This window comes from Kitasatospora terrestris (genome assembly GCF_039542905.1).
GTDB classification, from domain to species: domain Bacteria; phylum Actinomycetota; class Actinomycetes; order Streptomycetales; family Streptomycetaceae; genus Kitasatospora; species Kitasatospora terrestris.
Window position 1 is genome coordinate 6191680 of sequence record NZ_BAABIS010000001.1, and the last position, 24303, is coordinate 6215982.

Consider the following 24303-nt stretch of genomic DNA (forward strand, 5'->3'; position numbering starts at 1 on the left):
AACACTCAGAAGGGGCATCGTCCAGATGGACATCGACAAGGCCAAGGCCGCGTTCGACCGTTTCGACGTGAACGGCGACGGCTTCATCTCGCCGGAGGAGTACTCCAAGGTCATGGCCGAGATGGGCGACTTCAACGTCACCGTGACGGTCGCGCAGGCGATCATCGCCAAGGCCGACACCAGCAAGGACGGCCTGCTGTCCTGGGACGAGTTCAAGGCCGTCAACGTCGGCTGACGTCCAGCGCTTCGCCGGGCCCGGCATTCCGTATCCGTACGGTGCGCCGGGCCCGACGCGTGTCCGGCGGCGCGGGACGGGCACCGCCGGGACCGGGCACCGCCGGACCCGGGTTCCGCTACTCGCCGGGCGAGTGGCCGAGGATCGCGCCCAGGCCGGCCCGGCTGGCCGCCACCACCACCTGCTCGCCCTCGCGGAGCACCCTGTCCCGGGCCGGCCGCCAGCGCGGCTCCGGCCGGTCGGTACCGGCCGGCTGCACGGCGATGATCCGCACCGCGCCGGACTGCTCGGCGTCGGCGACCGTCCGCCCGGCGAGCTCCGGGTGCCCGGAGACGTCCACCGCCGCGATCAGCACCACCTGGCGTCCCACCGCGAGCGCGCCCAGCACCTGCCGGCCCATCATCGCGGCGGCGAACGCCGGCGCGGACAGGAACGAGACGCTGTGGCTGCGGGTCTCCGCCTCCGGGTAGGAGTCGCGCAGCGCCCGGTACAGCTCGGTCGCGAAGTCGTCGTCGAAGAGCCCGAGCACCACCCGCAGCTCCGGGGAGGACTCCCGGGCCAGGACCGCGGCCTCCAGGTTGGAGCTGTCCCCGGTCAGCGCGATCAGCGCCGAACTGCGGCCGATCCGGGCCGCCTCCAGCACCCCCTCCTGGGTGGCGTCGCCCAGCACCACCGGCACCCCGTACGCCCTGGCCCGGGCCACGCCGCGGGCCGTCGGGTCGCTCTCCACGCAGACCACCGGGATGTCCAGCTCCCAGAGCTGGTCCAGCACCCGGCTGCCGACCCGGCCCAGGCCCAGCAGCACCACGTGACCGGAGATCCGGCGCGGCGGACGGCGCAGCGTGCTGGCGGCGCGGAAGGTGCCCAGCGCCTCCAGGGCGAGGGCCGTGAGCAGCGGCATCAGCAGCAGCCCGCTGACGGCGGTGAGGATCTGCAGTACCTTGCGCGGGGCTGCCTGGTCGGTGGCCGGGTCGGCGATGGCGATCACGTCGAGCACCGCGAGGTACCCGGTGTGCAGCGGGTCGGCGCCGGTCAGCGCCGAGGTCAGACCCGCGAAGGCCAGCAGCAGCAGGGCCAGCGAGCCGAACGCCCAGCGCAGCCGGGGCGAGAACAGGGCGGCGAAGGGCAGTTCGGCCAGGCCCGGCAGGTGGCGACGGCGGCGGGGCGGCTCCGCGGTGCCGCCGAGCATCTCCAGCACCAGCCGGCGGCCCTCCGCCGCGTCCGGCAGCAGCTCGGCCGGCGCCGTCCGGGCCTCGGGGAGGGCCGCCAGGGTGGTCAGTTCGGTGCCGGTGGCGGGCTGCCCGGCGGGCAGCTCGGTGGCCCGCAGCAGCCGCCCGCCCACATTGACCACCACGCTGCCGCCGGAGACCGCGGCGGCCACCAGGGCCGGCGCGGCCGTGAACGAGGTGGACAGGACGGCGGTGGAGGCGGAACGCTCACGGGCGGTGGCCGTGCGGTCGAGCAGCAGACCCACCCGGCGGCCGAGCTTGCGGTTGTAGACCCGCAGCACCAGCCGGAGCCCGGGATTGAGCCGCCGGGCCCGCAGCGCGGCCTGGATGTTCGCCTGGTCGTCGTCGCCGGTCAGCGCCAGCGCGGACGCCTCCCGCACCCCGGCCGCGGCCAGGGTGTGCGAGGCGAGGTCCTCGGCCTCCACCAGCCGCAGGCCCGGGTGCTGGGCGGCGAGCGCGGCCAGCTGCGGCCCCTGCCCCTCGCGCAGCGAGCGGAGCACCACGGTCACCGGCCGGCCGTACACCGTGGTCAGCTCCTGGGCCAGCCGCAGCGCCAGCGCGTCGTCGCCGCAGACCACCATCGCGCCGGTGGTGGCCGCGGTGGCGGAGGCGGTGGGGACGGTGGCAGCCGTCTGGGCGGGGAGGCCGGCGGAGGTCGGGCGGGTCGGTGACATGGCGTCAGTCTGCCGGTCCGGCTGCTCCGCCCGGCGGGCGGCCCCCGGGTGCCCCGACGCCCGGCGTTCACCGAGGAGCGCTAAGTTGTGCAGACAACTTCTCGCCTCGGAGGTGCTCGTGGGACCGGAAGCAGCGGTGCCGATCGTCGTGCTGACCGCCGCCGTACTGCACGCGGTGTGGAACGCGCTCGCCCACTCCGCGACCGACAAACTGGCCGGAATGGCCCTGATGAACTGCGCGTTCCTCGGCTGCGGACTCGCCCTCACCGCACTCTTCCCACTGCCCGGCGCGGCCGCCCTGCCCTACCTCGCCGCCTCCACCGCCTGCCAGCTCGGCTACCAACTGCTCCTGGTCCGCGCCTACCGGCTCGGCGACTTCGGGCAGATGTACCCCATCGCCCGCGGCACCTCCCCGCTCGCCGTCGCGCTGCTCTCGGTCACCCTGCTCCACCGGACCCTGCCCGGCAGCACCTGGGCCGGCGTCCTGGTCATCTCGCTCGGCCTGGCCGGCCTCGCCCTCGCCGGCGGCGCACCCGGCCGCGAACAACTGCCCGCGCTCGGCGCCGCGCTCGCCACCGGCGTACTGATCTCCGGGTACACCGTGATCGACGGCACGGGAGTGCGGGTGTCCGCCTCCGTCGGCGGATACATCGCCTGGATGTTCGTCACCCAGGGCGCGGCCATGCTGCTCGTCGCCTTCGCGGTGCGGGGGCGCGACCTGCGAGGCGCGATGCGAGGCGGCCGCCTGCGCGGCCTGACGGGCGGGGTGCTGTCACTGACCGCGTACGGGCTGGTGGTCTGGGCGCAGTCGTACGGTGAGCTGGCGGTGATCGCCGCGATGCGGGAGACCGGGATCGTGGTCGCCGCGGTCATCGGCGCCGTCGTCTTCCGCGAACGGCTCGGCCACTGGCGGCTCGCCGCCGGCGCGACCGTCCTGGCGGGCATCGCCGTCCTGCAACTCGCCCCCGGCTGAGCCCCGCCCCCGCCTGCGGCGTGGCTTCGCGCCGCGCCCACGGCCGGCCGGGACCGAGCTGCCTGCGACGGCCCTGGGCCTGCGACACGGGCGCGCCTGAAGCTCTGCCCGGCGTCCGCCGGAAAGTGCGCGCGCGGGTGGGCTTTGGCTTCGCCGGGCCTGGCCCGCCTGCGGCGGTGTTCCGGCTTCGCCGGGAGGTGCGTCTGTGGCGATGCTTCGGCTTCGCCGGGGGTGTGTCTGTGGGGCGTCGAGTTGCGTCTGCGGTGGGCTTTTGGCTTCGCCGTGGTGGCCCGCTTTCGGCGGTGTTCCGGCTTCGCCGGGAGGTGCGCCTGTGGCGATGCTTCGGCTTCGCCGGGGGTGCGTCTGCGGGGCGCGTCGAGCTGCGCCTGCGGGTGGGCTTTGGCTTCGCCGGGGCTGGCTCGCCTGTGGCGGGGGCCGGCTTCGCCGGGAGGGGTGCCTGGGGTGGTGCTGCGGGGGCTGGGGTTTCGGTGGGGGTGCTGGGTGGGGGTGGGGGCGGGACGATGGGGGGTGGGGAGTCCGACGGGTTGTGCGAGGAGGCGTCGGTGCGATGGCTGGGAGGATCGCCCTGCGCGGGCGGATCGTCACGATGGACCAGCGGGACACGGTCCTGCCGGACGGGGTGCTGTACGTCGGGGCGGGCGGGGTGATCGAGGCGGTGCGGCCGGCGGCGGAGCCGCCGCCGGCGGGGTTCGCGGGGGTCCCGGTGACGGGGACGGGGGCGACGGTCTACCCGGGGCTGATCGAGTTGCACAACCACCTGCCGTACGACGTGCTGCAGCTGTGGCAGGTGCCCAAGCGGTTCGACAACCGCGGCCAGTGGGGCGGCACGAAGGACTACCGGCGGCTGGTGACGGGGCCGATGACGGCGCTGGGGCACGATCCGCTGCTGATGCCCGCGGTGGTGCGGTACGTCGAGGCGAAGGCGCTGCTGAACGGGACCACGACGAGCCAGGGCATCGCGCTGTTCAGCAACGCGGGCGCCCGCCGGATGTACCGGGGCGTGGTGCGCAACGTCGAGCAGCCGAAGGACCCGGCGCTGCCGGCGGCCGCGTCGCGGATCGCGGACGTGGACGCGGACGACGCCCGCCGCTTCCTGGACCGGCTGAACCGCAAGCAGCGGCTGCTGCTGCACCTCGCCGAGGGCGTGGACGACGTGGCTCGCGGCCACTTCCGGGCGCTGGAGTTCGAGCCCGGCCGCTGGGCGATCACCGAGAACCTGGTCGGCATCCACTGCACCGGCCTCGGCAGCGAGGACTTCAAGATCCTCGCCGATCACGGCGGCTCGATGGTCTGGTCGCCGCTGTCCAACCTGCTGCTGTACGGACGGACGGCCGACATCGCCGCGGCCCGGGCGGCGGGCGTGCGGGTGGCGCTGGGGTCGGACTGGTCGGTGTCGGGGTCGAAGGGGCTGCTGGGCGAGTTGAAGGCGGCCCGGCTGGCCGCGGCGGGGACGGTGACCGAGCAGGAGCTGGTGGCGATGGCGACCCGTGACGCGGCCCGGATCCTGCGCTGGGACGGGGCGCTGGGGATGCTGCGGCCCGGTCTGCGGGCCGATCTGCTGGCGGTGGCCACCACCGACGCCGATCCGTACCGGGGGCTGGTCGCCGCCCGGGACGGCGACATCCGGCTGGTGGCGATCGACGGCACGGCCCGGTACGGGGAGGCGGGGTTGATGCGGAGCCTGGCCGCGCCGGGGGCCCGGCTGGAGGAGCCGCTACCGGAGCGGCTGGTGGACCTGGACGACCAGGACGGCGATCCGCTGGTCGCGGGGGTCACGCTGGCCGAGGCGACCCGGCGGCTGACCGGGGCGCTGGCCTCGCTGCCCACGCTCGGGGTGGGCCCGGGTCCGCTCGCCGTGCCCGGTGAGCGGCCGACCTGGCGGCTGGCGCTGGACGAGATCCAGCAGACCGGCGCCGAGCTGCGTCCGCGCCTCCCGTTCGGCGACCGGCCGAGCGGGCCGGTGATCGACCTGGCGCCGCCGGCGGCGCTGACCGCGCTGGGCCTGGACGGCCTGACGGCCGGGGCGGACGCCGCGTACCGCACGACCCTGGCCGCCGAGGCCAACCTTCCGACCGGCCTGCGCACGGCCCTGGTGGCGCAGCTGGCGTGAGTTCCCGCGGGCGGGTGTCCGCGGGGCGAGCGGGTTCCCGCGGGGAGGACGAGTGGGAGGGAGGGTCGGGCCGCGAGCGCGCGCAGCACGGCGCCGCGGACGGAGGGCCCCCTGTCCCGACGCCGTCCCGACCCGGTCGGGCGCGCAGCACGACCGTACCGGGATCGACGCCGTAGTGACAGGGACACGACCGATCTCAGCCGGGCAGGCCGCGGCCGGACTGCTGCAGGCGGTCGACCAGCAGCGCCGCGAGGGTGCCCAGCTCCTCCTCGGTGCGGGACTGCGCGGTGACGTCCATGCCGACCGTCAGCACGCCGTTGACCTGGCCGCTCCGGGCGTTGCGCAGCGGGGTGCAGGTGAAGGTGTACACCTGCTCGGCGCGCCGGGCGCTGGGCAGGTAGGACTGCACCCGGACCTCCTTGAGCACGGTGGCCCGCCCGCTCAGGTACGCGTCGGCGACCGCGTGGGCGAGGCCCGCGGCGGCCAGCTGCGGGTACATCTGGCCGATCGGCGCGTAGGGCCCGGGGTTGCCGAAGATGCCCGCGTGCTCGCCGTTGGCGTAGCGGATCAGGTGGTCCGGGCCGTCGGTGAGCATGATCGGGAACGGCGAGCCGTCGAACGCGGCGAACATCTCCTGCTGCTGCAGCAGCAGGTTGTCGCGCAGCCGGATCTCGGACAGCAGGGCCTCGGCGAGGTGCTGGATGTCCTTGAGCCGCTCGCGGCCCCACTGGCGGGGTTCGCGGTCGAGCACGCAGACGGTGCCGATCACGGTGTTGGTGTCGTCGACCAGGGGGGCGCCCAGGTAGGCGCGCACACCCAGTTCGTCCACCACCGGGTTTCCGGCGAACCGCGGGTAGGCCAGGATGTCGTCCAGCGCGAGGGGGGAGCGCTGTGCCACCACGTGCGGGCAGAAGCCGTGGCTGAGCGGCATCTCCCGGTTGGGCAGGTCGAAGGCGATGCCCCGGTCGGCCCAGGTGTCGTCGTCCTCCAGCTGGGCCGGATTTGGCGGAATGTAGAGCCCGCGGAACATCTGCCGCTCGTCGTTGACGAAGTTCACCATCGCGATCGGGGCCCTGGTGATGCTGGCCGCGAGGTGCGCGAAGCGGTCGAAGGCCTCGTCCGGGCTGGGGTCGTTCAAGCCGAGGCTGCGCAGGCGCCGGGTCCGCTCCGACTCGCCGCCACCGCCGCCCGGGAAGGCGTTCTGAGCGCCCATCACATCTGTCATGGCGCACATGTAATCAGACTTCGGTAGCGCCTTCGAAGACGGCCCGTCAGTTCCGCTCCGTGGAACCTGGGCAAGATCAATTCCCACCTGGCGGGCGCTCAAACCATTCGCGAATTCGTTCCGCCGACTTCTCGCCATTCCATGATCACACCCTGGAGTCCCACGCTCACCCCATATGACAATGAGCGGCGCCGAACAGGTCCGCTCCCGTGCGATGGGCGGCCACGCGGCCTCGGGGGGCAGCCGGGGGCGACGACCGATCACGAGAGGACACTGGAGCATGGTGGGCACGGGCACAGGTGCGGACTACTTCACCGACGAGCGCCACGACCGGCTCCGCGAGGAGGTCCGGGCGTTCGCCGAGAAGGAGGTCCGCCCGCAGGTGGCGCGGATGGAGTCCGACCGCGAGGTCGAGTTCGAGCTGGCGCGGGAGATCGCGCGCAGAGGTTGGATAGGCGTCACGATAGGACGCGAGTACGGCGGCATGGGGCTCGGCCACCTGGCGAAGACCGTGGTGATCGAGGAGCTGGCCCGGGTCAGCGGCGCGATCGGCGCGATCGCCCAGGCCTCCCAGCTGGGCGTCGCCAAGGTGATCCACTTCGGCAACGAGCGGCAGCGCCGGTACTGGCTGCCGCGGTTCGCCTCCGGGGAGGCGCTGCCGACGATCGCGGTCACCGAGCCGGAGTCCGGCGGCCACGTGCTCGGGATGTCCGGCACCGCCCGCCGCGAGGGCGACGAGTACGTGCTGAACGGTCGCAAGTGGTTCGTCGGCAACTCGCACATCGGCGACGTGCACGGCGTGGTGTTCCGGACCGGCAAGGGCTCGCGCGGGCTCTCCGCGTTCCTGGTGGAGAGCGACCGGCCGGGCTTCCGGCTGGGCGACCTCGGCAGCCAGAGCGGCCTGCACGGCTTCAGCTTCGGCGAGTTGGTCTTCGAGGACTGCCGGATCCCGGCCACCAACCGGCTCGGCCGCGAGGGCCAGGGGCTGGACGTCGCGTACTCCTCGTCGATCCTCTACGGGCGGCCCAACCTGGCCGCGGTCGCGCTCGGCATCCACCGGGCGATCGTCGAGGACACCGTCCGCTTCGCCGAGGACCGCACGATGTACGGCCGGCCGCTGTCCGCGCTGCCCAACATCAGCCTGAAGATCGGTGAGATGCAGTCCCGGCTGATGACCGCCCGGCTGGCCGCGTACCACGCCGCCCACCTGCTGGACCGCGGACTGCCCTGCGACGCCGAGCTGATGAACTCCAAGCTGATCAACACCGAGTACGCGCTGGACTCGGCCCGCGCCGCGATGGAGATCCACGCCGCGCGCGGCCTGCAGTCGTCCTTCGCGATCGAGCGCTACCTGCGCGACGCGACCCACGTCTACCCGCCGGCCGGCACCTCGGACGTCCAGCGGCTGCGTCTCGGGCAGGTGGCGGCGGGCAGTTACGGCGTCCAGTGGTCGGAGAAGCTCGGCCACCTCGCGAAGCTCCCCGACGACGGCCCGGGCCTGCGGGCGCTGGCCAGCTGACCTGCGAGGACGCCGGACCGGGCGGCCCGTCGGAGCAGTCCGACGGGCCGCCCGGACATGACGTGTTCATTAACGTATCGTCAGTTGATGTTGCTATCGGGCCCGTCGGGGCTGGTAGCGTGCGTGCAGCCAGCAAGCTCGCTGCACGGAACCGTTCGATGACGGACAGTCAAATCCACCGACTGGACCGGGCGTCCACCCGGCGCCGCGCACCCGTACAAGGACTCAGATGCCAGGCACACCGGCCACGCACCCCGGACACCGCGCCGGCCGCTCCGGCTCCCTCCGCACCTCGCTCCTTCCCCTGGTCCTGGTGCCCTGCCTGGGCCTGGCGCTCGGCTGGGGCTGGGCCGCCGTCCTGCTGCTGAGCAGCGGGCACGGCGCAGCGGCCGCGGTCGGCACCCCGCTGGTCGCCGCCGTCCTGGCCTGGAGCCTGGTCCGCGGCCGCCAGACCGCCCTCGCGCTCACCGCCCGCATCGACGGGCTGCGCGAGCTCGCCCGCGGCCTGGCCGAGAGCGAACTGCCCGACGTGGTCGACCGGATCCGGGCCGGCGAGGACCTCCCGCCGCTCGCCCAGTCCTTCCCCGCCGCCCCGCGCGACCGCCGGGCCGGCGGCGACGAGCTCCAGCAGGTCGCCGAGGCGGTGGACGCCGTCCGGAGCGCCGCCGTCGCCGCCATCGTCCAGCAGGCCCAGGGCCGCGAGGGATCCAAGAAGGTCTTCCTCAACATCGCCCGCCGCACCCAGGTGCTGATCCACCGCCAGATCAACATGCTGGACGCCCTGGAGCGCGAGCACGAGGAACCCGAGCTGCTCAAGGAGCTGTTCGCGGTCGACCACCTGGCCACCCGGATGCGGCGCAACGCCGAGAACCTGGTCATCCTCGGCGGCGCGCTGCCCGCCCGCCGCTGGCGCAACGCGGTGCCGATGGTCAACGTGCTGCGCAGCTCGGTCTCCGAGACCGAGAACTACGCCCGGGTCGCCGTCCAGGGCGTGCCGCGGATCTCGCTCAGCGGCCAGGCGGTCGCCGACGTCATCCACCTGACCGCCGAGCTGATCGAGAACGGCACCACCTTCTCCCCGCCGTACACCCAGGTGCTGGTCTCCGCCCAGGAGGTCCCCAAGGGCCTGGCCGTCGAGGTCGAGGACCGCGGGCTCGGCATGTCCGAGGAGGAGTACGAGCGGCTCAACGCCTACCTCGCCGACCCGCCCGAGCTGGACGTCGCCGCGCTCGGCGACGACCTGCGGCTCGGCCTGTTCGTGGTCTCCCGGCTCGCCGCCCGGCACGACATCCAGGTCACCCTGCGGCCCTCGCCGTACGGCGGCACCCGGGCCGTGGTGCTGGTCCCCGCCGCGCTGCTGGAGCAGCCGGAGTCCCCGGCGGGCATCCCCGGGCTGCCCTTCGGCGCCCGGGTCGCCGGCCCGGCCGCGGGCCCGGGCGCGGCGCCCGCGCTGAGTGCGCTGACCGGCGGCGCGGTCGAGCCGGCGGCGGTCGAGCCGCAGGCCGGCGACGCGATCCCGGGTTTGCCCGGCGCCGTGGTGGCCGCCTTCTCCTTCCCCCGGCCGACCGCCGAGGCCGCCGATCCGTACGGCCCGCTGGAGCCGGACGACCTGGACGCGGCGCTGGCCGCCGCCCTCTCCGCGCGCGCCGCCGCCCGGCCCGAGGCGCTGGAGGCCGACCCGGCCGAGTCCGCGCCGACCGATCCGGAGCCGCCGGTGCACGGCGCGGTGGCCGACGCCGTCGAGCTCGCGGAGCCGGCCCGGCCCGGCGCCGACTGGTTCGACGCCGCCCGCTCGGGCTTCGAGTCCGGCGAGGACGACGGGCTGCGCACCCCCGCGGTGCTGCCCAAGCGGGTGCGCAACGCCAGCCTGGCCGACCAGCTGCGGGAGGCCGCGGCCGAACGGCCCGAGCCCGCCGCGCCGTCCCCCGCCGAACCGGCCGCCGAGCACACCCCGCAGCGCTCCCGCGCCACCATGGCCGCGATCCAGCGCGGCACCCGGAGCGCCCGGCTGACCCCCGACCACCCTGCCGCCGAGGCCGCCGCCCCGGCGCCCGAGGACGCATCGCCTACCGAGGATCCCCACCGATGACCCAGCTCACCGACACCCAGCGCGATCTCAACTGGCTCCTCGACGAGCTGGTGTCCCGGGTCCCCGAGACCCGGCACGCGATCGTGCTGTCCGAGGACGGCCTGCTGGTCGGCATGTCGAAGCAGCTCGACCGCGCGGACGCCGAGCACCTCTCCGCGGTCGCCTCCGGCCTGCAGAGCCTGGCTCGCGGCGCGGGCCAGCGCTTCGACGGCGGCACCGTCCGGCAGACGGTGATCGAGATGGACCGGCTGTTCCTGTTCGTCACCACCGCCGGCCAGGGCGCCCGGCTCGCCGTCCTCACCTCCGAGGAGGTCGACGCCGGCCTGATGGCGTACGAGATCAACATGCTGGTCAAGCAGGTCGGCCAGTACCTGACCGCCGCGCCGCGCAGCGACGCCGGTCGGGGCGCCGCGGGTGACGGCGCGTGACCGTGGAGTCCGAGGACGCCTGGTTCGACCGCGACGCCGGTCACCTGGTCCGCCCGTACGCCATCACCGGCGGGCGGACCGCCTCCGAGCGGGCCGACCTCTCGCTGATCACCCTCGTGGTGACCACCGACCCGCGCACCGACACCACGCGGATGTCGCCGGAGCAGGCCGCCATCCTGGCGCTCTGCCTGGAGCGGCCGCTCGCGGTGGCGGAGATCGCCGCCAGCCTGGACCTGCCGGTCAGCGTGGTCAAGGTGCTGCTGGGCGACCTCGCGGAGGCCGCGCTGATCCTCACCCGCGCGCCCGTCCCGCTGGCCGAGGTCCCGGACCTGGCGCTGATCCAGGCCGTGATCGAGGGCGTCCGCAACCTCTGACCGGCGGCCGGGCCGACCGCCCGACCGCCCCGACCGCACGTCACCTGCACTGAGGGGTACACACGATGGAGCTCGCCGCATGACCGCCGGCCTGGTGCCGGGGGCGGTCAAGATCCTGGTCGCCGGCGGCTTCGGCGTGGGCAAGACCACCATGGTCGGCTCGGTCAGCGAGATCGAGCCGCTGCAGACCGAGGAGCGGATCACCCAGGCCAGCGTCGGCGTGGACAGCCTGGACGGGGTCCGCACCAAGTCCACCACCACGGTGGCGATGGACTTCGGGCGGATCACCATCCACGACGAGCTGGTGCTCTACCTGTTCGGCACGCCCGGGCAGTTCCGTTTCTGGTTCATGTGGGACGACCTCTCGCTCGGCGCGCTGGGCGCGGTGGTGCTGGCCGACACCCGGCGGCTGGAGAGCAGCTTCGCCGCGGTCGACTTCTTCGAGCAGCGCGGCATCCCGTTCGCCGTCGGGGTCAACTGCTTCCACGGGCGCCGCGACTGCACCCCGGACGAGGTGCGGGCCGCGCTCGACCTCGACCCGTCGGTGCCGGTGGTCCTGTGCGACGTGCGCGACCGCGCCTCCAGCAAGGACGTGCTGCTCGCCCTGCTCGACCGGGTCCGCGACCGCGCCCTCAGCGCGGCGGCGGTCTAGCCCCCGGGCCCAGCCCTCAGGTCTCGCCCAGGGCGCGGCGGAGGCGGTGGACGCCCTCGGTGATCCGGGCCGGGGATTCGGCGCAGGCGTAGCCGACCCGCAGGTGCGGGCCGGGCGGCTCGGCGGTGAAGTAGCCGCGGCCCGGGGTGACGGCTGCGCCCTCGCGCAGGGCGGCGGCCGCGACGGCGGCCGGGTCGGTGCCCTCCGGCAGCCGGAGCCACAGGTGGTAGCCGCCGTACGGCAGCCGGGCGGGGGCGAGCCCGCCGAGCGCCGTGGCCGCAGCGGTGCGCCGCTCCCGCAGGGCGTTGCCGAGCGCCTTGAGGTGGCGCGGCCAGCCGGGGGAGCCGACCAGTTCGAGTGCCGCCTCCTGGAGCGGGCGCGGTACGAAGAAGGAGTCCACCGCCTGCACCGCGCGCAGCCTGGCCAGCGCCGGACCCTTCGCGGCGAGCGCCGCGACCCGCAGGTTGGGCGAGGTGGCCTTGGTGAGCGAGCGGATGTGCACCACGACGCCGTCCGGGTCGTCGGCGGCGAGCGGCGGCGGCAGTTCGGGCGCGTCGGCGTGCACCAGCCGCCGGGCGAAGTCGTCCTCGACCACGAACGCCCCGGCGTCCCGGGCGATCCGCACCACCTCGCGGCGCCGCTCGGCGGAGAGCACCGTTCCGGTGGGGTTCTGGAACAGCGGCTGGCAGACCAGCAGCCGGGCGCCGCTGGCGGCGAAGGCTCCGGCCAGCAGGTCGGTGCGCAGCCCGTCGCGGTCGACCGGCACCGGGACGGGTCGCAGCCCGGCGGCGCGGGCGATCGCCAGCATCCCGGGGTAGGTCGGCGACTCGACCAGGACCGGCGCGCCGGGCGCGGCCAGCGAGCGCAGCGCGGTGGTGAGCGCGGACTGCCCGCCGGCGGCGATCAGCACGTCGGCCGCGGTGACGCTCTCGGCGATGTCCCGGGCGAACCAGGCGCGCAGCTCGGGCAGGCCCTCCAGTGGCGGGCGGCTCCAGGCGCCGGGCCGCCGCCCGGCCCGGGCGAGCGCCCCGGCGAGGGCCTGCTCGGGCTGGAGCGAGGGGTGCAGGTAGCCGCTGTTGAGGTCGATCACCTCGGCGGGCGGCAGGGCGAGGGCGGTGAGCACGCCGGAGGCGTCGATGGAGCGGGCGGGTGGCAGCCCGGCCTCGGCGCTGAGCGCGACCTCCTGCCAGGAGGTGTCGCCGGGGGCGGGTGCGGAGCGCCTCGGCTCGGCGCGGAACACCCCGGCGCCGGGCCGGGCCACCACCAGGCCCTCGGCGGCCAGCGCGGAGATCGCCCGGGAGACCGTCACCGGGCTCACCTGGTGCCGCTGCACGAGCTCCCGGCTGGACGGCAGCTTCTCGCCGATGGAGTAGCGGACGACCTCCCGCCGCAGCATCGAGGCCAGCTCAGCCACGCTCGTCCGCTCCATGGCCGGCCGCCCTTCGCAACTGCTACGCTCCTGTATGACAGCACACGATAGCGCTTTTCTCCCCCGCTCGATAGCGGTCGGCGGCACCGCCCGCGCCTCCCTCGGGGTGCTCTGCTTCTCCTTCAGCTTCCCGGCCACGGTGTGGGCGCTCGACGGCTTCGGCCCCTGGAGCGCCACCGGACTGCGCGGTGTGCTGGCCGCCCTGGTGGCGGGCGTCTGCCTGGTGGTCCGCCGGGTGCCGCTGCCGGCCCGGGCCGACCGGCCGGGCCTGCTGGTCGTCGCGGCGGGGTGCGTGCTCGGCTTCCCGCTGCTCACCACGCTGGCGCTGACCAGCTCCTCGACTGCGCACTCGGCGGTGGTGATCGGCCTGCTGCCGCTGGCCACCGCGGTGGTCTCGGCGGTGCGGACGGGGGCCCGCCCGCCGCGGGCGTTCTGGTGGGCGGCGGGTGCGGGGGCGGCCGTGGTGGCGGCGTTCACGCTGCAGCAGAGCAGCGGCGCGCCGGGCCTGGCGGACCTGTACCTGATGGGCGCGCTGCTGGTCTGCGCGGCCGGCTACGCGGAGGGCGGCCGGCTGGCGCGGCGGATGCCGGGCTGGCAGGTGATCGCCTGGGCGGTGGTGGCGGCGCTGCCGGTGATGGTGCTGACCGCGGCACTGGGGCTGGGCGCCGAACCGGTGCGGGCGAGCACGCACGGACTGCTGGGCCTGGTGTACGTCGGCGCGGTCTCGCAGTTCGGCGGCTTCGTGCCCTGGTACCGGGGGATGGCGGAGATCGGCGTGCCCCGGGCCAGTCAGCTGCAGCTCGCCCAGCCGCTGCTGACGCTCGGCTGGGCGGTGCTGGTGCTGGGCGAGCGGCTGCCGGCCGCCGCGCCGGTCGCGGCGCTGGCGGTGGTCGGCTGCATCGCCGCCACCCAGCGGATCCGCCGCTGAGCCGGCCGGCCTCGGTGGCCCGGTGGCCCGGCGGCGGATCCCGGGTCAGACCTGGATGCCGAGGTCCTTGCAGGCCTTGGCGTACGTCCCGGAGCAGACCTCGGACGCCTTGTAGAGCCCGCCGGCGATCACCGTGTCGTTGATCTTGGCCTTGGTGACCACGATCGGGGTGAGCAGCATCGAGGGGATCTGGTTGCCCTGGCTGTCGGTGATGGTGGCCGCGACGGCGGTGACGTCCAGGCCCTTCAGCAGGTAGACGGCGAGGTTGGCGGCGGCGTCCGCCTCCGGCCGGTACGGCTTGTAGATGGTGTACGTCTGCTCACCGGTCAGCACCCGCCGGACCGCGTCCAGCGAGGCGTCCTGCCCGCCGACCGGGACGTCGTTGCGCCCGGCCTTGTGCAGGGTGTCGATGATCGAGGCGGCCATGCCGTCGTTGGCGGAGTAGACGGCCTGGAAGCCGTTCTTGCCGAGCTTGCCGATCGCGTCGTTCATCTTCTGCGCGGCGACCTCCGGCTTCCACTCGCCGGACTGCTCGTAGGCGATCCGCTTGACCTTGCCGTCGAGGGCCTTGTGCGCGCCCTCCTTGAAGTCGGCGGCGTTCGGGTCGGTCTCCGAGCCGTTGATCATCACGATCTCGGCGTTGGCGGCCTTCGGGCCCAGCGCGTCCAGCAGGGCCTGGCCCTGGAGTTCGCCGGTGCGCTTGTTGTCGAAGGAGATGTACGCGGCGACCTTGCCGGCGGCGAGCCGGTCGTACGCGATCACCTTGGTGCCCTGCTTGGTGGCCTTCTCGACCCAGGGCGCGGTGACGGCGGCGTTCACCGGGTCGAGCACGATCACCTTGACCCCGCGGGAGAGCAGCGCGTCGAACTGCTCCTTCTGCTTGTTCTCGTCACCGTCGGCGTTGGCGTAGTCGACGGTGCAGCGGGTGCACAGACCGGTGACCGAAGCCTCGATCATCGGCTTGTCGAACGCCTCGTAGCGGGTGGACGACGCCCGTTCGGGCAGGAGCAGTCCGACCGCTCGGTTGTTGCTCGACGACGGCTTCGCGCCGTCCGACCCGCAGGCGGACAGCGACAGGGCCAGCGCCACGGCGGCGGCCGTGGCGACGGCGATGCGAGGCGGGGTTGCGCTCATGGTGGGTGGGGCCTCCTGACAGCGCCGCAACATTGCAGCGAGGTGAAGGAGTCAAGCGGGCGCGTCAAGGTGACGTCAATAAGTAAAACAATCTGCTCACAGAATCGACCAAGTCGTTACCTTCTTGAATGCTCCGTTCAGGGTCCCCGACTACCGCTCGGTACGCACCACCAGGCACACCCCGGCCACCACGATCGCGCCGCCCAGGACGATCGGCCAGGTCAGGGGCTCGGCGAGGATCAGCCAGCCGAGCACCACCGCCACCACCGGATTGACGTACGCGTACGTCGCGACCAGCGGAAGCGGTGCGCGCTGCAGCAGCCATGCATAGGCCGTGAACGCGACAAGTGAACCGAACGTAAACAGGTACGCCAGGGCGAACCAGGACGCGGTGGACACCGCCGCCGGGTCGAAGTGCCGCTGCTCGCCCCGTGCCAGCGCCAGCAGGCCCGCGCCGACGCCGGCCGTCAGCATCTCGTACACGCTGGCCGCGAACGGGTTGGCCGGCATCGGCAGATAGCCCGCGAGGAACGAGCCGAACGCCCAGACCAGCGCCGCCGCGACCACCATCAGCAGGCCGGTCAGCCGCACCTCGCCGGTCAGTCCGGGCGAGGTCAGCACCAGCAGTCCGACCAGGCCGAGCAGCACCCCGCCGACCGTCGCCGCCGGGGTCCGCCGGCCCGCCGCGCGCCGCAGCAGCACCACCCACAGCGGCACGCTCGCCACCAGCAGCGCGGTCAGCCCGGACGGCACCGTCCGCTCGGCCAGCACCACCAGGCCGTTGCCGCCGATCAGCAGCAGCACGCCGACCAGCGCCGCCGACGCGAACTGCCGCCCGCCCACCCGCAGCGCGGACGGGCCCTGCCGCCATGCCACCAGCGCGGCCAGCAGTGCCCCGGCGACCAGGAAGCGGGCGGAGGCGGAGAGGAACGGCGGGATGGTCTCCACCACCACCCGGATCGCCAGGTAGGTGGAGCCCCAGACCACGTACACGATGCCGAGGGCGGCCCAGATCGCGCCGGAGGTGGAGCGGGCCGCCGGGGGAGCGGAGTCCTGGAGGGGAGGGGAGACCGGTGGTCGGGACTGGGTGGTCATGAGCATCTCCGGGTTACGGTCCTGTTGTGGGGGTCGCTCGCATGAGACCACACCGCAGGCCGTCCCCGACAGCGGCATTCCGGCAGGATCACCGCGAAATACCGCCGACCGGTCGCGGTGTCGAGCGGGCGTGCGCCGACCGCGGGCCGGCCGTGCGCCGGTCGGGTGCCGACCGTGGGCCGACCGGATGAACCGGCAGGTCCGGCACGCCCGCGAGGCCCGCCGCCCCGGCCCGCCGGGTGGTACGGATGGGGGCGGCCCGAGCGCAGCCGACCCGACGACCCGAGGAGCGGCCAGGATGGACTGGTTCGCCGCCCCCGAGTACTGGCTCGCCCGGGAGGTGTGCCAGAGCCTGATCGCCGCCCTCTACGTGATCGCCTTCGTCGCCGCCGCACGCCAGTTCCGCGCCCTGATCGGCGAACACGGCATGCTGCCCGTCCCGCGCCACCTGGCCCGCGCCGGCTTCCGCCGCTCACCCAGCCTGTTCCACTGGCGCTACTCCGACCGCCTGTTCGCCGGCGTCTCCTGGACCGGCGCGCTGCTCTCCGCCGCCCTCGCCGCCGGGGCGGACGACCTCGTGCCGCCGGCCGCCGCCATCGCCCTGTGGCTGCTGCTCTGGGCGCTCTACCTCTCGATCGTCAACGTCGGCCAGACCTGGTACGCCTTCGGCTGGGAGTCCCTGCTGCTGGAGGCGGGCTTCCTGGCCGCCTTCCTCGGCAACGGCGACCTCGCACCGCCCGTCCTCGGCATGTGGCTGCTGCGCTGGCTGCTCTTCCGGGTCGAATTCGGCGCCGGACTGATCAAATGGCGCGGCGACGCCTGCTGGCGCGAGCTCACCTGCCTCTACTACCACCACGAGACCCAGCCGATGCCCGGCCCGCTCAGCTGGTTCTTCCACCACCTGCCCCGCCCGCTGCACAGGGTCGAGGCCGCCGCCAACCACGCCGTCCAACTCGTGGTGCCCTTCGGCCTCTTCCTGCCCCAGCCCGGCGCGACCGTCGCCGCCCTGCTGATCACCGTCACCCAGCTGTGGCTCGTCCTCTCCGGCAACTTCGCCTGGCTCAACTGGCTGACCATCGCCCTCGCCCTCTCCGCCGTCGACACCACCCGGCTGTCCGCACTGCCCGCACCGCCCTCGTTCGGAGACCAACCACTGTGGTACCAGGGACTGCTGGCCGCCCTCACCGCCCTCGTGCTGGCACTCAGCTGGTGGCCGGTGCGCAACCTGATCTCCCCGCGGCAGCGGATGAACTTCTCCTTCAACCGCCTCCACCTGGTCAACGCGTACGGCGCCTTCGGCTCGGTCAACCGGATCCGGTACGAGATCGTGGTCGAAGGCACCACCGAATTCCCACCGGACCGGCACACCCGCTGGCACCCGTACGGATTCAAGGGCAAACCGGGCGAATTGCGACGGATGCCCCGCCAGTTCGCCCCCTACCACCTGCGCCTGGACTGGCTGATGTGGTTCGCCGCGATCTCACCCGACTACGCCAGGCCCTGGTTCGCCCCGTTCGTCGCCCGGCTGCTCGTCAACGACCCCGACACCCTCCGGCTGCTGCGCCACAACCCCTTCCCCGACCGCCCGCCCGCCTGCGTCCGCGCCAGGCTCTACCGCTACCGTTTCACCCACCCGCGCCAACTCCGTTCCGACGGCGCGTGGTGGGAGCGGACCCCGGTCCGCGAGTACCTCCCGCCCGTCACCATCGAGGACCTCGCCCACCTCGCACCCCGGCACCGGCGGGGACGGCAATGACGCCGCCCCCGGCGACGCCGTGGCACGCCGGTGCAGACAGGGGTCCGGTGCGTGCATGGCTCGAACGCTCACCCGTATCCTGGCCCTCCGCAAACCCCCGCCGCACCTCCCGTCCCAACGCCTCCCCCCGCCACGAACCGGACTTCACATGACTGTGCCCAACCTGAAGGACGCCGACAACACGGCGTCGGCCGCCCCGGCCGCCCCCGGCCCGAGGGACGGCGACGACCGCCCCAGCACCCGCGAGGAGCTCGGCCGGTACGCCGAACAGGGCGGCTTCACCCTGACCGCCGCCGCCAACCCCTGGCTCGAGGCCGCGGACTCGATCGCCGGCGCCGAGGACGCCCGCGCCGCGTCCAGCGTCCTCGCCGAACTGCGCAGCCGCGACATCCGCGCCATCGGCAGCTCCGTCACCGGCATCGCCGCCAAGGCCGGCCTCGACGTCCCCGAGACGCTGATCGGCCTCGCCACCCTGCTCGACCTGCTCCAGCGCGTCCACGCCACCGCCGCGGTCCTCACCGCCGCCGCGTACGACGCCGACCTCGACGCGCTCACCGCCGCCACCGCGAGCGGCCGCTGGCGCAAGGACCAGGGCGTCAAGCTCTCCTGGGGCCTGCGCCGCACCCTGCGCTCCACCGCCCGCGGCTACGCCGTCGGCGGCAAGCGCGCCGGACGCGCCGACCTGCACGCAGCGCTGCTCGCCGCTGGCACCGTCCGCGCCGACTGGGCCGCGCTCGCCGCCGAGGGCACGACCGCCCGTCCGTCCGTACCCGTCGACGGCACCCTCCTCGCCGAGACCGCCCAGGCCGTCGAGTCGCTCGCCGACGCCGTCCGCACCCTCGGCCGGCTGCTGCCCGACCGCAGCCTCGACACCCACCCGCTCGGCGAACTCGCCGACCTCGTCGACCGGCTCGCCGCGGACGAGGGCACCCTCTACCGGCTGCCCGCCCTCCGCGAGCTGCGCACCGCCCTCGACGAGCAGGGCCTCGGCGACCTGCTGACCGAACTCAGCGAGCGCCAGGCCGACCGCGACGCCGCCCTCGCGGCGTACGACCGCCACCTGGAGCCCGAGTCCGCCCGCAGCGCCCTCGCCGCCGGCCCCCGCACCCCGGCCGACGAAACCGTCACCGACGCCGCGACCGCCGCGCAGCCGGAGACCGAGCCGGAGACGGACGTCGAGCCCGCCGCTGAGGTCACCACCGAGGCCAAGGCGGACGTCGAGCCCGTCGCTGAGGTCACCACCGAGGCCGAGGCGGACGTCGAGCCCGTCGCTGAGGTCACCACCGAGGCCGAGGCGGACCCGGAGCCGGAGCCCGTCGCTGAGCTCGAGGTTGCTGCTGAGGCGGAGACCGTCACCGAGGCCGAGGCTGCGACCGAGTCGGTGGCGGATGTCGAGGCTGCCGTTGAGCCGGTCGCCGTTGAGGACGCCGCCACCGAGGTGGAGGCCGACGCAGAGCCTGAGCCGGTGGCCGTCGCTGAGGCCGAGGCTGCTGCCGAGCCGGAGCCCGAGGCTGACCCGAAGGTCGTTGCCGAGGTCGAGGCCGAGGTTGCGTCTGAGCCCGTTGCCGTTGCCGAGGTCGAGGTTGCTGCCGAGTCTGAGGCGGAGCCCGTCGTCGAGGTCGAGGCTGCGGCCGAGCCCGAGGTCGCCGCTGAGCCGGCCACTGCGCCCGAGGCGGACGTGGAGCCGGAGGTCGAGGCTGCCGCTGAGGCGGAGGTCATTGCCTCGCCGGAGTCGGAGGCAGTCACCGACGCCGAGGCTGCTGTCGAGCCAGAGACCGCTGCTGAGGTCGAGGCCGAGGTCGTGGTCGTGGCTGCGGTTGAGCCGGAGGCTGACGTCGAGCTGGTGGCCGAGGTTGAGCCCGAGCCGGTAGTCGAGACCGTTGCCGAGGCCGAGCCCGTGGCCGAGGTTGAGTCCGAGCCGGTAGTCGAGGCCGCTGCCGAGGCCGAGCCGGTGGCCGAGGTTGAGTCCGAGGCGGTCGTCGAGGCCGGTGGGCGGCCGGCGCGGCCGGCGGTCGTGGCCGGGCGTCCGGTGACCGCGTACGAGCCGGCGGAGCTGGTCGCGCTGGTGCGGTGGCTGGACACCGACGGCAGCACCCGGTCCGACGACGAGCTGCTCCGGGCCGCCATGAAGGAGCTCGGGTTCGCCCGTCTCGGCCCCCGGATCAAGGAGGCGCTGGGCGCCGCCGTCGCCGAGGTCCGCACCGCCTGACGTCACGACGAGGGACGACCGCGCCCGCCCGCCGGAGGTTTCCGGCGGGCGGGCGCGGTCATTCGCCGATGTCCTCGAACCACAGCTCGGGCTGCGCGGCGATGAAGCCGCTCATCATCCGGACGCACTCGGGGTCGTCGAGCAGGGTGATCCGCACGCCGTGCTCGGCGAGCCAGTCGTGGCCGCCGCTGAAGGTGCGGGCTTCGCCGATCACCACCCGTCCGATGCCGAACTGCCGGACCAGGCCGGAGCAGTACCAGCAAGGTGACAGCGTGGTGACCATCACCGTGCGCCGGTAGCCGCGCAGTCGGCCGGCGTCGCGGAAGGCGGCGGTCTCGGCGTGCATGGACGGGTCGCCGTCCTGGACGCGCCGGTTGTGGCCGCGGCCGAGCAGTTCGCCGTCGGGGCCGAACAGGGCCGCCCCGATCGGGATGCCGCCTTCGGCGAGCCCGGTGAGGGCCTCCTCGACGGCGACCGCCAGCATCCGCGCGGTGTCGTTCTCCGGGTCCATCGGTCCTCCAGCTCGGTCCGTCCGTCGTGCCGCCGTCGTGCCGGCCGTCGTACGGCCACCGCGGCTCTGCTCTCGACTCGTACCCGCTCGGCACCCCGCCCGAGCGGTCCGGGGACCTGACCGTAGGCTTCCCGCATGCGAGATTTCGGGGCGGGCCTGGGCTATCTGTTCAAGGGCCAGCGGTGGGTGGCGCGGCACGGCCGGTGGTGGGCGTTCGGGATGATTCCGGCGCTGATCACCCTGGTGGGGTACGTCGCGGTGATGACCGCGTTGATCGTCTGGTCGGGGGACATCGCCGACTGGGCGACGCCGTTCGCGGACGGCTGGGGCTCGCCCTGGCAGGGGCTGGTGCGGGACGCGGTCTCGGTGGCGGTGGTGGGTTCCGGCGGGCTGCTGGCGCTGGTGACGTTCACGGCGGTGACGCTGCTGGTCGGGCAGCCGTTCTACGAGTCGCTGTGCGAGAAGGTGGACGAGTCGGAGGGCAGCGCGCCGGCCAAGCCGGAGGTGCCGCTCTGGCGGGAGCTGCTGGTCTCGGCGCGGGACAGCCTGGCGGTGCTGCTGCGGGTGGCGGCGTTCGGTGTGGTGCTGTTCCTGTGCGGGTTCATCCCGGTGGTGGGGCAGACGGTGGTGCCGGCGATCGGCATCTGCGTGTCGGGCTACTTCCTGACGGTGGAGCTGTCGGCCGTCGCGCTGCAGCGCCGGGGTTTCGCGCAGAAGGAGCGGCTGCGGATGCTGCGTCGCCGGCTGCCGCTGGCGGTGGGCTTCGGTGCGGCGTTGGTGCTGCTGTTCCTGGTGCCGTTCCTGACGGTGCTGGCGATGCCGGGAGCGGTGGCCGGCGCGACGCTGCTGGCCCGCGACCTGGCTCCGGTCGAGGAGCCGGGCGAGGAGGACGGCGGGACCGACGAGGACGATGCCCCCGGCACCCCCGACGCCCCCGGCACCCCCGACGGGCAGGACACCCCAGACGCCTTCCGTAAGTCATGATGATCGGACAATAATCCCAATTCCCGTCCCGTTGACGGGATTTGACAGCGCATCCGCCGGTGCGCCATAACGTGCTGCATGAGTGCACCGGCGGGCGTCCACACGCCGAGCGGGATCGACCTCGGCGACCCGGAGTTCTGGCGGCTGCCCGCGCCCGACCGCGCGGCGGCGTTCGCCGAGCTGCGCCGACTGGACGCGCCGGTGGTCTTCACCGACCGGGCGACCGGCCGGCCGTTCCACGCGCTGGTGCGGCACGCGGACGTGGTGACGGCCAGCCGTACGCCGGAGGTGTTCCTCAGCGGGCCGGGTGTCACCACGCCCGAGCCGGCCCGCTGGGTGCGGACGGTGTTCGGTGACTCGATGGTCAACCTGGACGATCCCCGCCACGCCGACCTGCGCCGGATCGTCTCCCGGGCGTTCACCCCGCGGCTGGTCGCCCGGGTCGAGGACTCCATCCGGGAGATCGCGACCGGGCTGGTCGACCGGGTGGTGGCCGAGCGCCCCGAGGAGTTCGTCACCGCTGTCGCCGCCGAGCTCCCGTACCAGGTGATCTGCACCATGATGGGCATCCCGGACCGGCAGCGCCGGCAGATCCTGGCCCTGGTCAACCACGCCTCGGAGAACACCGGCGTGGCCCGCAGCCGGATCCGCGTCCCCGGTCGGGGGCTGCGGGCGCTGGCCCGGATGCAGTCGGTGATCGCCGCGCTGGGCCGGGAGCGCCGCCGCCGGCCCGCGGACGACCTGATCTCCGCCCTGGTGACCGCCGACGTGGACGGCCGCCGGCTGAACTCCCGGGAGCTGGGCGCCTTCTTCTCGCTGCTGCTGGTGGCGGGCGTGGAGACCACCCGCAACGCGCTCGCCCACGGGCTGCACCTGCTGACCACCCACCCCGAGCAGCGGGCCCTGCTGCTGGGCGACCCGGACACCCACCTGGGCACCGCGGTGGAGGAGATCGTCCGGTACTCGACGCCGATCATCCAGTTCCGCCGCACCGTGGCGACCGACTTCGAGCTGCACGGCAACCGGCTGCGCGAGGGCGACAAGGTGGTGCTGTTCTTCGGTTCGGCCAACCGGGACGAGGCGGTCTTCACCGACCCGGAGGCCTTCGACATCACCCGCTCGCCCAACCCGCACCTGGGCTTCGGCGGCGGCGGCCCGCACTTCTGCCTGGGCGCCTACCTGGCCCGGCAGGAGATGAAGGTGCTCTTCCGCGAGCTGTACGACCGGCTGCCCGGACTGCGCTCGGTCGGCGAGCCGGAGCTGATCCCGTCCAGCTTCGACCACCGGGTGCGCGCCCTGGGGTTCGACTACTGACGGGTACGGCCACCCGCGATCCGTACGGTTCGCACCCGCGCCGTTGTCCGCGCCGTCGAGCGCCCCACCGGCCTGCCTCGGCCTACCGTTCCGGGACCACCGAGCACGAGAGAGCGGGCCCCGGCATGGACTGGCTGATCCACGACTACCGCGAGGACGACCTGGCGGCGGTCGTCCACCTCATCGACACCACCGCCGAGCTCGGCCAGGAGTCGGTGTTCTCGCTGGCCGAGTGCATCACCGCGCTCACCTCCCGGCAGCCGGCCGTGGTCGCGGTCAGCCAGGGCGCCCCGATCGGCGCCGCGCTGGCCCACCTGGCGGGCGACCGGGCCTGGGTGATGCGGATCGCCATCGCCCCGGCCTGGCGCGGGCGCGGCCTGGCCAGTGGTCTGCTGCGCGAGCTGGAGCGCCGGCTGGTCGAGCGCCGGGTCCGCCGGATCGCCTACGTGCTGCCGGAGGAGGAGCAGCTCGGCGAGGGCCTGCGCAACGCGGGCTACACCCGCCGGCCGGCGGTCGCGTACTTCGAGAAGGCGGAGCCGCCGACCGGGCCGCTGGAGGGCCTGATGGAGGAGCTCGGCGGCCGGCTGCTGCCCGGCGACCTGTGGGCGAAGGTGGCGGGCATGGCGGCGGAGAAGTCGCTGATCGAGCGCCGTGTGGTCAGCCCGCTCGCCGAGCCGGAGCGGGCCGCCCGGCACGGGGTGCGGCCGCCCCGGGCGATCGCCCTGTTCGGGCCGCCGGGCACCGGCAAGACCACCTTCGCCCGCGCGGTCGCCTCCCGGCTGGGCTGGCCGTTCGTCGAGCTGCTGCCCTCCCGGCTCGCCGACGAGGGCAACCTGGCGGCAGCCCTGCGTACCGCCTTCGCCCGGATCTCCCGGCTGGAGCGGGTGCTGGTCTTCATCGACGAGGTGGAGGAGATCGCCCCGGTCCGCACCGAGGGGGCGGCGGGCGGCATGCACGGGGTGACCAACGAGCTGCTCAAGCTGATCCCCGGCTTCCGGGAGGGCGAGGAGCGGCTGCTGGTCTGCGCCACCAATTCGATCCGCTCGCTGGACCCGGCGTTCCTGCGCCCCGGGCGCTTCGACTACCTGATCCCGATCGGTACCCCCGACGCGGCCGCGCGGGCCGCGATCTGGTCCCGGTACGCGGCCACCCGCGCCGACGTGGACCTGGACACCCTGGTCGCGGCGAGCGAGCTGTTCACTCCCGCGGACATCGAGCACACCGCCCGGATCGCCGCCCAGAGCGCCTTCGAACGCGACCTGGCCCGCCCCGCCGACGGCGGCGCGGGCCCGGACGCGGCGGGGGCGACCACGGACGACTACCTCGCCGCGATCGCCCAGTGCCGGCCGACGGTGACCCCCGCGATGATCGAGGAGTTCACCGCCGACATCGGCTCGCACGCACGCCTGTGACC

Annotated in this window: 20 protein-coding genes; 14 read left to right on the top strand and 6 right to left on the bottom strand. The window is 74.2% G+C overall.

From position 1 onward, the window contains the following. Positions 1-25 precede the first annotated feature (25 nt). Complete coding sequence (locus ABEB06_RS28385) at positions 26-235, top strand: EF-hand domain-containing protein (RefSeq protein WP_345699730.1); 210 nt, start codon at positions 26-28, stop codon at positions 233-235. A gap of 118 nt (positions 236-353) precedes the next feature. Here the strand turns inward: ABEB06_RS28385 and ABEB06_RS28390 are convergent, their stop codons facing one another. Continuing rightward, the gene (locus tag ABEB06_RS28390; RefSeq protein ID WP_345699731.1) at positions 354-2138 is read right to left on the bottom strand and encodes an NAD-binding protein; all 1785 of its coding nucleotides are present in this window, start codon (positions 2136-2138) and stop codon (positions 354-356) included. Between the two features lie 118 nt (positions 2139-2256). Here ABEB06_RS28390 and ABEB06_RS28395 point away from each other — a divergent pair, with 118 nt between their 5' ends. Together ABEB06_RS28395 and ABEB06_RS28400 are read left to right on the top strand one after the other, a co-directional pair. Beyond that, positions 2257-3111, top strand: coding sequence for an EamA family transporter (locus ABEB06_RS28395; protein ID WP_345699732.1), 855 nt, complete (start codon positions 2257-2259; stop codon positions 3109-3111). A gap of 568 nt (positions 3112-3679) precedes the next feature. Further along, complete coding sequence (locus ABEB06_RS28400; RefSeq protein ID WP_345699733.1) at positions 3680-5242, top strand: amidohydrolase family protein; 1563 nt, start codon at positions 3680-3682, stop codon at positions 5240-5242. Between the two features lie 196 nt (positions 5243-5438). Here ABEB06_RS28400 and ABEB06_RS28405 read toward each other — a convergent pair whose 3' ends face one another. Beyond that, positions 5439-6467 (bottom strand): GAF domain-containing protein, encoded by a 1029-nt coding sequence (locus ABEB06_RS28405; RefSeq protein WP_345699734.1) that lies wholly within the window; start codon positions 6465-6467, stop codon positions 5439-5441. 280 nt (positions 6468-6747) lie between these two features. Here ABEB06_RS28405 and ABEB06_RS28410 point away from each other — a divergent pair, with 280 nt between their 5' ends. From ABEB06_RS28410 to ABEB06_RS28430, 5 genes are all read left to right on the top strand, one after another. Then, the gene (locus ABEB06_RS28410) at positions 6748-7986 is read left to right on the top strand and encodes an acyl-CoA dehydrogenase family protein (protein ID WP_345699735.1); all 1239 of its coding nucleotides are present in this window, start codon (positions 6748-6750) and stop codon (positions 7984-7986) included. A gap of 229 nt (positions 7987-8215) precedes the next feature. Then, entirely contained in the window at positions 8216-10075 is a 1860-nt protein-coding gene (locus ABEB06_RS28415; protein ID WP_345699736.1) for a sensor histidine kinase, read from the top strand. Next, entirely contained in the window at positions 10072-10503 is a 432-nt protein-coding gene (locus ABEB06_RS28420; protein WP_345699737.1) for a roadblock/LC7 domain-containing protein, read from the top strand. Before ABEB06_RS28415 ends, ABEB06_RS28420 begins: the two co-directional genes overlap by 4 nt. After that, the gene (locus ABEB06_RS28425) at positions 10500-10877 is read left to right on the top strand and encodes a DUF742 domain-containing protein (protein WP_345699738.1); all 378 of its coding nucleotides are present in this window, start codon (positions 10500-10502) and stop codon (positions 10875-10877) included. The genes ABEB06_RS28420 and ABEB06_RS28425 overlap by 4 nt, the downstream gene beginning before the upstream one ends. 79 nt (positions 10878-10956) lie before the next feature. Next, a complete protein-coding gene (locus ABEB06_RS28430; protein WP_345699739.1) occupies positions 10957-11529 on the top strand; it encodes a GTP-binding protein in 573 nt (190 codons plus the stop codon). A gap of 16 nt (positions 11530-11545) precedes the next feature. Here the strand turns inward: ABEB06_RS28430 and ABEB06_RS28435 are convergent, their stop codons facing one another. Next, complete coding sequence (locus ABEB06_RS28435; RefSeq protein WP_345699740.1) at positions 11546-12958, bottom strand: aminotransferase-like domain-containing protein; 1413 nt, start codon at positions 12956-12958, stop codon at positions 11546-11548. Positions 12959-12992: 34 nt separating this feature from the next. Here ABEB06_RS28435 and ABEB06_RS28440 point away from each other — a divergent pair, with 34 nt between their 5' ends. Next, complete coding sequence (locus ABEB06_RS28440; protein ID WP_345699741.1) at positions 12993-13886, top strand: DMT family transporter; 894 nt, start codon at positions 12993-12995, stop codon at positions 13884-13886. A 45-nt stretch (positions 13887-13931) separates the two neighbouring features. Here ABEB06_RS28440 and ABEB06_RS28445 read toward each other — a convergent pair whose 3' ends face one another. Further along, on the bottom strand, positions 13932-15020 hold the full coding sequence (locus tag ABEB06_RS28445) for a sugar ABC transporter substrate-binding protein (RefSeq protein WP_345699742.1): 1089 nt from the start codon (positions 15018-15020) through the stop codon (positions 13932-13934). Positions 15021-15170: 150 nt separating this feature from the next. Further along, the gene (locus ABEB06_RS28450) at positions 15171-16115 is read right to left on the bottom strand and encodes an EamA family transporter (RefSeq protein WP_345699743.1); all 945 of its coding nucleotides are present in this window, start codon (positions 16113-16115) and stop codon (positions 15171-15173) included. 298 nt (positions 16116-16413) lie between these two features. Here ABEB06_RS28450 and ABEB06_RS28455 point away from each other — a divergent pair, with 298 nt between their 5' ends. Both ABEB06_RS28455 and ABEB06_RS28460 read left to right on the top strand, forming a co-directional pair. Beyond that, the gene (locus ABEB06_RS28455) at positions 16414-17871 is read left to right on the top strand and encodes a lipase maturation factor family protein (RefSeq protein ID WP_345699744.1); all 1458 of its coding nucleotides are present in this window, start codon (positions 16414-16416) and stop codon (positions 17869-17871) included. Between the two features lie 148 nt (positions 17872-18019). Beyond that, positions 18020-20080, top strand: a complete 2061-nt coding sequence (locus tag ABEB06_RS28460) for a hypothetical protein (RefSeq protein ID WP_345699745.1) — start codon at positions 18020-18022, stop codon at positions 20078-20080. Between the two features lie 58 nt (positions 20081-20138). On the opposite strand, the gene ABEB06_RS28465 is transcribed toward ABEB06_RS28460, so the two are convergent. Beyond that, the gene (locus ABEB06_RS28465; RefSeq protein ID WP_345699746.1) at positions 20139-20591 is read right to left on the bottom strand and encodes a nucleoside deaminase; all 453 of its coding nucleotides are present in this window, start codon (positions 20589-20591) and stop codon (positions 20139-20141) included. Between the two features lie 135 nt (positions 20592-20726). Here ABEB06_RS28465 and ABEB06_RS28470 point away from each other — a divergent pair, with 135 nt between their 5' ends. The 3 genes from ABEB06_RS28470 to ABEB06_RS28480 all read left to right on the top strand — a co-directional run bounded on the left by ABEB06_RS28470 (position 20727) and on the right by ABEB06_RS28480 (position 24301). Continuing rightward, positions 20727-21575, top strand: coding sequence for an EI24 domain-containing protein (locus ABEB06_RS28470; RefSeq protein WP_345699747.1), 849 nt, complete (start codon positions 20727-20729; stop codon positions 21573-21575). Between the two features lie 78 nt (positions 21576-21653). Next, positions 21654-22889 carry a cytochrome P450 gene (locus ABEB06_RS28475; protein WP_345699748.1) on the top strand — a complete coding sequence of 412 codons (1236 nt, stop codon included), beginning with the start codon at positions 21654-21656 and terminating at the stop codon, positions 22887-22889. Positions 22890-23014: 125 nt separating this feature from the next. Further along, positions 23015-24301, top strand: coding sequence for a GNAT family N-acetyltransferase (locus ABEB06_RS28480; RefSeq protein WP_345699749.1), 1287 nt, complete (start codon positions 23015-23017; stop codon positions 24299-24301). Positions 24302-24303 lie beyond the last annotated feature (2 nt).